This is a genomic window from Nocardia testacea NBRC 100365 (assembly GCF_000308775.1).
Classification (GTDB): Bacteria; Actinomycetota; Actinomycetes; order Mycobacteriales; family Mycobacteriaceae; genus Nocardia; species Nocardia testacea.
The window spans coordinates 1-7,778 of record NZ_BAGJ01000061.1 but is presented as its reverse complement, the minus strand read 5'-3'; the positions used below and the strand labels follow the sequence as shown (position 1 = coordinate 7,778).

Genomic DNA, 7,778 nt, shown 5'->3' with positions numbered 1-7,778 from the left:
ACGGCGGCGGCCTTCGCCGCGATCGCCGTGCTCGGCGGCGGATTATGGCTGGTGGCCCGCGGCGGTGCGGCCGATGCCCCCGAACCGAGGGAGACCGGCGACGAGCGCCAGATCAGCTCGGTCGCGGAGGTACCCGCCGCCCCGCCGCAGCCCGCGGCGGGGGTTCCACCGGCGCCGCCGCGTCCCGCACCGCCGCCGACCCCGGTCTGCTACCCGTTCCAGCCACGCTGTTGACCCAGCGCACGAGCCGGGCCCGGTACCCCCGCCGGCCCGACCTCCGAGCGTCCCGATGCGCCGGGCGAGCGGGTGGCGGGCGGCGACGCTACCCTCCACCGGCGCTCCCCGAGCACCCCGCCGACGCGTACGGACCGGTGGAGGTCTGCTCGGAGACGAGCCGACCGCCGATCAGGATCCGGCAGGTCACCGCGCCGTCGTCGGCGTCGTTCACAGCGATCAGCGAGACCATCGTGCCGAAGCTCTCGATCAGCACATCCCGCCGCCACGGCAGTCCGGCCGCCGTCTCCCGGGCCATGCCGAGATCGCGGCCGAGGTAGGTGATCGAGACATCATCGGCGGTGCCCGCGACCTCGTAGCTCACCGCGATCTCGCGGTCGGAGTCCCCGTCACCGTCGTTCGCGAGGCCCGCCACCACCGCGAGACAACCCCCGGTCAGGCAGAGGAGCACCAAGGCGATCCCGGCAGCGACCCACCGCCGGCGGGCGGGCCTCCGGGAGGACCGCGTGCCGGCGAGCCAGCTCCCGGCGTACAGGTCCTGCCGGTCCGCGTCGGCCGGCGGCAAGCCGGAACGGCGCCGGTGCTCACCGGGCGGATCGATCAATGTGAACTCCTCTGGTCGGGGGCACGGCCGACGCACCACCAGGAGTGGATCACATTCGGACAAATTGATGTTACATAGCTATTTTTACTGTTCAAAGTCTACTTACCCCGCCGTTCGGGCACTTCCTCACTGTTGCCGCCGACCGGTCCGGACGCTCGCGCGGGCAGCCCGGGAAGGTCGATGGTAAGAGACCGTGGACCACGGGCAGCGCCGGTGGGAAGCTCGTAGATGACCACATGCCGAGTGCCGAGGACGGTGAGTCATGGGTGTCAGAGCGAACGGGGTGACGAGACCCGAGCAGATACGGAACGTGGTTCTCGTCGGAAGTAGCGGATCGGGTAAGACCACGCTGGTGGAGGCGCTGGCGCTGGCCGCCGGCGCGGTGAACCGGGCGGGCCGGATCGAGGACGGGACCTCGCTGTCGGACTACGACGAGATCGAGCAGCGAAAACACCGGTCCGTGCAGTTGTCGGTGGTGCCGATCCAGTGGAACGGCGTGAAAATCAATCTCCTCGACACCCCGGGCTACGCGGATTTCGTCGGCGAATTGCGCGCCGGACTGCGGGCGGCCGACGCCGCACTGTTCGTGGTGTCGGCGGCCGACGGTGTGGAAGGCGTCGCCGGCGCGACCCGGGCGCTGTGGGAGGAATGCGCGAGCGTCGGCATGCCGCGGGCGATCGTGCTGACCCACCTGGATACCGCCCGCGCAGATTTCGAGGAGCTGCGCCGCACCTGCCAGGCGCTGCTCGGCGGCGGGTCGACGGAGAACGTGCTGGCGCTCCATCTGCCCGTGTACGGGCCGGCGGGCCCGGACGGGCACCGCCCGGCCACCGGCCTGATGGAACTTCTCGAACAGCGGGTGGCCGATTACTCGGGCGGCGAACGGGCCTGGACCGACCCGGCACCCGGCGATCGGGCCGTCGCCGAACAGGCCCGGGAACGGCTCATCGAGGGCATCATCGCCGAAAGCGAGGACGAGACCCTCATGGACCGATATCTCGGCGGCGAACCGATCGAGCTCGCCACCCTGGTCACGGACCTGGAGCGGGCGGTGGCGCGAGGTAGCTTCCATCCGGTCCTGTTCGCGGCGCCGGCCACCGCCGAGGGGCGGCAGGGCCTGGGCACCATCGAACTGCTCGACCTGATCACCACGGGATTCCCCGGCCCGGCCGAGCACACGGTGCCGGCCCGGCGGCTCGCCGACGGCTCCACACCGATCACCCTGCGCTGTGATCCGGCGGCCGATCTGGCCGCCGAGGTCGTCCGGACCTCGTCGGACCCCTACGTCGGCCGGGTCTCGCTGGTCCGCGTTTTCTCCGGCACGCTGCACGCCGACGACACCGTTCACATCTGCGGGCACGGCTCGGGCGCCGAGCACGACGACGACGAACGGATCGGCGGCATCACCGCCCCGTTCGGCCGGGAACAGCGGCCGATGAGCGAGGCCGTGGCGGGCGATATCGCCTATGTGACCAAACTCGGCCACGCCCGCACCGGCGACACTTTCTCCGATACCGCCGCCCCTCTGCTCATCGATCCCTGGCCCATGCCGGAACCACTGCTGCCCACCGCCATCCGCGCACACGGCAAGACCGACGAGGACAAGCTCCCGCAGGGGCTGACGCGGCTGGTCGCCGAGGATCCCACCCTGCGGGTGGAGAACAACGACCGCACCCATCAGCTGGTGCTCTGGTCACTGGGGGAAGCCCAACGCGATGTGGCGCTGGAGCGATTGCGCACCCGATTCGGCGTCGAGGTCGATGTGGAGGAGACCCGCGTCCCGCTGCGGGAAACGTTCGCGGAGAAGGCCGGTGGGCGGGGCCGGCATGTGAAGCAGTCCGGCGGGCACGGCCAGTACGCGGTCTGTGAGATCCAGGTGGAACCGCTCACCGAGGGATCGGGAATCGAATTCGTGGACAAGGTGATCGGCGGCGCGGTACCGCGGCAGTTCATCACCTCGGTCGAGAAGGGTGTGCGAGCCCAGGCCGAACGGGGGGTGAGCAGCGGCAATCCACTGGTCGATATCCGCGTCACCCTGCTCGACGGTAAAGCGCATTCGGTCGATTCCTCCGACGCCGCCTTCCAGACCGCCGGAGCCCTGGCCCTGCGCGACGCGGCGGCGGGCACCCGGATGTCCCTGCTCGAGCCCATTGCGCTGGTGGAGGTCCGGGTGCCCGACGACCACCTGGGCGCGGCCCTGACCGATCTGTCGGTGCGCCGCGCCCGGATACTGGGCACCGAACCGGCCGATCCGGGGCGCACCCTGATCCGCGCCCAGGTGCCGGAATTCGAACTCATCCGCTACGCCACCGAACTGCGCTCCCTCACCCACGGTGTCGCCGAGTTCACCCGGGAATACCTGCGGCATGACCCGATGCCCGCCCAGCTGGCGGAGAAGGTCCGCGACAGATCGCCCGCGCCACGGGCCTGACCGGCCCGACCGCCCGTGCGGGCGCCGTCACCGGTGTGCCTGCACCCCCACCCGCCGCGACCCCGCAACGCAGCAACGCAATCGGCTATCGCGGATCCGGTGCGGCGCGCAGTTCCTCGATGCGCCGCCGCAACTCTCCCAGGAACTGCTCCGGGTCGGTGCATCCCGCTGGATCGAGCGGGGTTCCGAAACGAACGGTCACCCGGCGGCGCCGATCGAAGGCCGGACGGTCGCCGCGCAGCCGCCGCATCGGCATGACCTCATCGGTACCCGTGGTACCCACCGGCACCACCGGAACCCCGGTCGCGAGAGCCAGTTTCGCCACCCCGGGCTTGTACGGCTCCACCTCGCCCGGCGCGACCAGCCGACCCTCCGGGTAGATCAACAGGACTCCCCCGTGACGCAGGACCTGCTCGCCCTGCGCCAGCGCGGACTGACCCGACGCGCTGTCGCGGCGCACCACCGGGATCTGCCCCAGTCGCCGTACCAGCCACCCCACGACCGGCCACGACCACAGTTCGGCCATGGCGACGGCCACCGCCCGCCGTCGCAGCGCGCCCCACAGGAACACCGCGTCCAGCATGGAGATGTGGTTGCTCGCCACGATCACCGGACCGGTGCGGGGTACCAGTTCCCGCCCGATCACGGTGACGTGGACGAACTTCGACCACGCCAGTACCCGCAGTACCCGCCGGACCACTTTCGTGGTCACCCAGGCCCGTGCGCCCAGACCTCTGGGCCGTCCGGCTCTGTTCTCCATATCCACCCCGTCACTCGCTGCCGCGGCGTCCCGCACGCCGGTACCGGTCCATCATGGTCGCGCAGTGCCGGGCAGCGGAACCGGGAAACTACTCACCGCCGACTCCCGGCCTGCCGGTGTCGAGCAACTCGATCTTGCGTTCGAGTACGGTGCGTTCACCCGCATTGGCGCACCGCGCGACCGCCCGTTCCAGTTCGGCGCGGGCCTCGGTGGTCCGGCCCAGCCGGATGAGCAGTTCGCCGCGCACGCTGGGCAGCAGATGGGTGTTCGCGAGTTCGCCCGCCGCTTCCAGCTCGTCCACGATCGGGAGGGCGGCCGCCGGTCCCCGGGCCATGGCGACCGCCACCGCGCGATTCACCTCGACGACCGGTGAGGGCGCCAGGCGGCCCAGCGCTTCGTAGAGCAGGACGATCCGATCCCAATCGGTGTCCCCGACCGACGACGCCACCGCGTGACACTCGGCGATCGCGGCCTGCAACCCGTAGAAACCCAGTCCGCGCCGGGCTCGCCCGGCGCGAGCCAGGGCCGCTCGCCCGCGGCCGATCGCCGACCGGTCCCAGCGCCGGCGATCCTGGTCCTCCAGCAGGACCGGCTCCCCGCCGGGGCCGGTCCGCGCCGGGAACCGGGCCGCGGTGAGCTCCAGGAGTGCCAGCAGGCTGTGCGTCTCGGGCTCGTCCGGGACCAGCCGGCTCAGCACGCGGGCCAGCCGCTGGGCCTCGGCGGCCAGATCGAACCGGATGAGATCGGCACCCGAACTGGCCGACGACCCCTCGGTGAAGATCACGTAGATCACCCGCAACACCGAGGCCAGGCGTGCCGGGCGCTCCGCGGCCGGCGGGATCTCGAACGGCACCCGCGCCGCGGCCAGGGTTTTCTTGGCCCGGGTGATCCGCGCCTGGATGGTGGCCGTCGGCACCAGGAAGGCGCGGGCTATCTCGTCGCTGGTCAAGCCACCGATCACCCGGAGGGTGAGCGCCACCCGCGCTTCCGGGGCGAGCACCGGATGGCACGCGACGAATATCAGGGCGAGCACATCGTCGTCGATGCGATCCGGATCCCACAGCATCTGCTCGGCGGTCCGCGCCGGGTCCGCCGGATCGCTGCCCGTGGCGACGCCGCCCTCACCCAGGTCCCGGGCGAGAGCGGCGTACCGATCGTCGAGGGCGGCACGCCGCCGGAAGCCGTCGACGGCGCGGCGGCGGCCGACGGTGAGGAGCCATCCCGCGGGATTGCGGGGCACCCCGTCCCGCGGCCAGGTCACCAGGGCCTCGGCCAGGGCTTCCTGGGCGAGATCCTCGGCGAGGCCGAAATCACCGGTGTAGCGGGCGAGCGCACCGACGATCCGCGCCGATTCGATCCGCCACACCGCGGCCACCGCGGCCCGGCCCTCGTGCACTGTCACGGCCGCCGGTCAGAGCTGGCCGGTGGCTTCGCGCCAGGCCCGCTCCTTCTGGATCCAGATATTGTCCTGGGGGAATTCGTCGATGGTGGGGACCCGGCGGATCTCGGTCTTGAAGCCCGCGCCCGTCATCGGCATGCGTTTGGCCCATTCCACCGCCTCTTCCTTGGACGCGACGTTCAGGATGTAGTACCCGTTGAACAGTTCCTTGGTCTCCCCGTACGGCCCGTCGGTCACCACCGGATCCGCCGACGAATAGTCGACGACGACCCCCTCGGCGGCATCTTCGAGGCCCTCCGCGGCGAGCAGCACCCCGGCCCGGATCAGTTCGTCGTTGAACTTGCCGACCGTTTCCAGCATCTCGGTGAAGTCGACTTCACCCATCGCGGCGAAGGCTTCGTCGGTGGCGCGCATGATCAGCATGTATTTCACGGTCCGGTTCTCCTTGTTCTCGGGGCCCCTGTTGGACCCTTTCACCCATAGGTCGAACGGGCGGCCGGCGAATCGACAACCCGCCGGATATTTTTTCGCCGAAAGTCGCGACTCGGTTCCGTTTCGTCGTCGAACGGGTTCGAACGTGCTGCCCGGTGGCATACTTTCCGATCAGGACAAAGGAATCGAAGTGTGTCGTATGAGGGCGTCACCGGCGATCAGTTCTCCAGGTCCGGTGTGGCTCCTCCCATCCGAAGGGAGTTGTTATGACCACCGACCCCGCAGCACCGACGTCCGGAAGACCCGGCACCACCGGGGCCCACGCGGCATCGACCGCCGATAATTCCACCAAACAGGCCGTCGCGAGCGGCACTTCCATCGCGGCGGCGGCGCTGCTGCTCGTCTCCGGCTTCATCACCCTGTTCCAGGGCATCTCGGCGGCCGCCAACGACGATGTGTTCGTCGCCGGGCCCAACTATATCTACGAACTGGACCTGACCGGCTGGGGCTGGATCCACATCATCTTCGGCATCCTGCTGATCCTGGCCGGCCTGGCGCTGATGACCGGGGCACTGTGGGCGCGGATCGTCGCGATCGGCCTGGTCTCGCTGTCCATCATCGCGAACTTCCTGTGGATCCCCTGGTATCCGCTGTGGTCGATCCTGATCATCGCGCTCGATATCGTGATCATCTGGGCCATCGCCACCTGGCGGCCCGAACGGGTCTGAGCCGTTACCGCCCGGACCGGCGCCGCCTCGCGCCGGTCCGGGACCCGATCCGGACGACCCGCCGGCCGTGTCGGCGACGGGCGCGCGGGCCGGCCGGTGCGACCATGAGCGGATGACGATCTCGGCGGCGCCCGTGGACCCGGAGCCGTCGGCCATCGTCTCGCTGTTCTGGATCGCCTGCGCCGCGGTGGCGGCGCCCCTGGTGTCCCGGCTGCTGCGCGGTCTGGTCCCGGATGTGGTCGTGCTGCTGGCGCTGGGCATCGTGCTGGGCCCCTTCGCCACCGGATTGGCCGGTACCGCCGGCGGGGTGCAGTTGCTGAGCGAACTGGGGCTCGGCATGCTCTTCCTGCTCGCGGGCTATGAACTGGCTGGGCCGCGCCATCCTGGCACACGGCGCGGTCGGCGAGCTCGGCCCGGTATTGGCCATGTCGATACTGCTCACCGGAAACGATGTCCTCGCTTCCCTGGCGGTGCTGCTGCTGTTCGCGGCCGCCGCGGGTGTGGTGGCGTGGGTGCCGCAACGGATCCTGGAACGCCGTCCCGGCACCGAACGCGTCCTCGCCGCCCTGGCCACCGGCACCAATCAGCTGCCGGTCCGGCTGGTGTTCCTGCTGTTGCTCGTCCTTATGACGGTGGCCGAGGTCTTCGATCTCGACGTCGTCCTCGGGGCCTTCGCGGCGGGAATGATATTGCGCCGACTGATCGCCGAAACCCACCCCGGGCACCCTTGCCTCGAGGCCTGGACCACCGCGACCGCGCTGCTCACCGCGACCTCCACGCTGCGGGTGGGCGCACTGGTGCTCTGCAACAATTTCCGGCATCCGGTGGTGCTGGGACGGATGGCGACCACGCTCGACATCGTCTCGGGGGGCCGGCTGGAGTTCGGCCTGGGCAGCGGTTCGATCCGCGAGGAACATACGCGGGCGGGGCTGGCCTGGGGTGCGGCGGCCGAGCGCGCCGGGCGGCTGGGCGAGGCGCTCGAGATCATCACCTCGATGTTCGCCCACGAACGGACCACGTTCGCGGGCGCCCACTACCGGGTCGACGATATCGCCAATGTGCCGGGTCCGGTGCAGCGGCCGCGGCCGCCCGTCCATATCGGCGGCACCGGGCCGAAGTACACCCTGCCGCTGGTCGCCCGCTACGCCGATGTCTGGAACGTTCCCACCTACGGCCTGCCGGACCGGCAG

7 protein-coding genes and 1 pseudogene are annotated in these 7,778 nt (G+C 70.4%); 4 read left to right on the top strand and 4 right to left on the bottom strand.

The annotated features are described in order from the left end of the window. Positions 1-234 (top strand): annotated as a pseudogene (locus tag ON38_RS08025) (hypothetical protein); the annotation flags it as partial. Between the two features lie 88 nt (positions 235-322). Here ON38_RS08025 and ON38_RS08020 read toward each other — a convergent pair. Beyond that, on the bottom strand, positions 323-838 hold the full coding sequence (locus ON38_RS08020) for an MmpS family transport accessory protein (protein WP_157181697.1): 516 nt from the start codon (positions 836-838) through the stop codon (positions 323-325). 262 nt (positions 839-1,100) lie between these two features. Here ON38_RS08020 and ON38_RS08015 point away from each other — a divergent pair, with 262 nt between their 5' ends. Next, the gene (locus ON38_RS08015) at positions 1,101-3,269 is read left to right on the top strand and encodes an elongation factor G-like protein EF-G2 (RefSeq protein ID WP_039823651.1); all 2,169 of its coding nucleotides are present in this window, start codon (positions 1,101-1,103) and stop codon (positions 3,267-3,269) included. An 85-nt stretch (positions 3,270-3,354) separates the two neighbouring features. Here ON38_RS08015 and ON38_RS08010 read toward each other — a convergent pair whose 3' ends face one another. The 3 genes from ON38_RS08010 to ON38_RS08000 form a co-directional block, all read right to left on the bottom strand. After that, entirely contained in the window at positions 3,355-4,029 is a 675-nt protein-coding gene (locus ON38_RS08010; RefSeq protein ID WP_039823657.1) for a lysophospholipid acyltransferase family protein, read from the bottom strand. A gap of 88 nt (positions 4,030-4,117) precedes the next feature. Then, the gene (locus ON38_RS08005) at positions 4,118-5,431 is read right to left on the bottom strand and encodes an RNA polymerase sigma factor (RefSeq protein WP_039823650.1); all 1,314 of its coding nucleotides are present in this window, start codon (positions 5,429-5,431) and stop codon (positions 4,118-4,120) included. Between the two features lie 9 nt (positions 5,432-5,440). Beyond that, on the bottom strand, positions 5,441-5,860 hold the full coding sequence (locus tag ON38_RS08000) for a YciI family protein (RefSeq protein ID WP_039823655.1): 420 nt from the start codon (positions 5,858-5,860) through the stop codon (positions 5,441-5,443). A gap of 266 nt (positions 5,861-6,126) precedes the next feature. Here ON38_RS08000 and ON38_RS07995 point away from each other — a divergent pair, with 266 nt between their 5' ends. Both ON38_RS07995 and ON38_RS35900 read left to right on the top strand, forming a co-directional pair. Then, positions 6,127-6,588 (top strand): DUF7144 family membrane protein, encoded by a 462-nt coding sequence (locus ON38_RS07995; protein WP_039823648.1) that lies wholly within the window; start codon positions 6,127-6,129, stop codon positions 6,586-6,588. Positions 6,589-6,947: 359 nt separating this feature from the next. Further along, the coding region (locus ON38_RS35900) for an LLM class flavin-dependent oxidoreductase (protein ID WP_245563962.1) at positions 6,948-7,778 on the top strand (831 nt) is incomplete at its 3' end.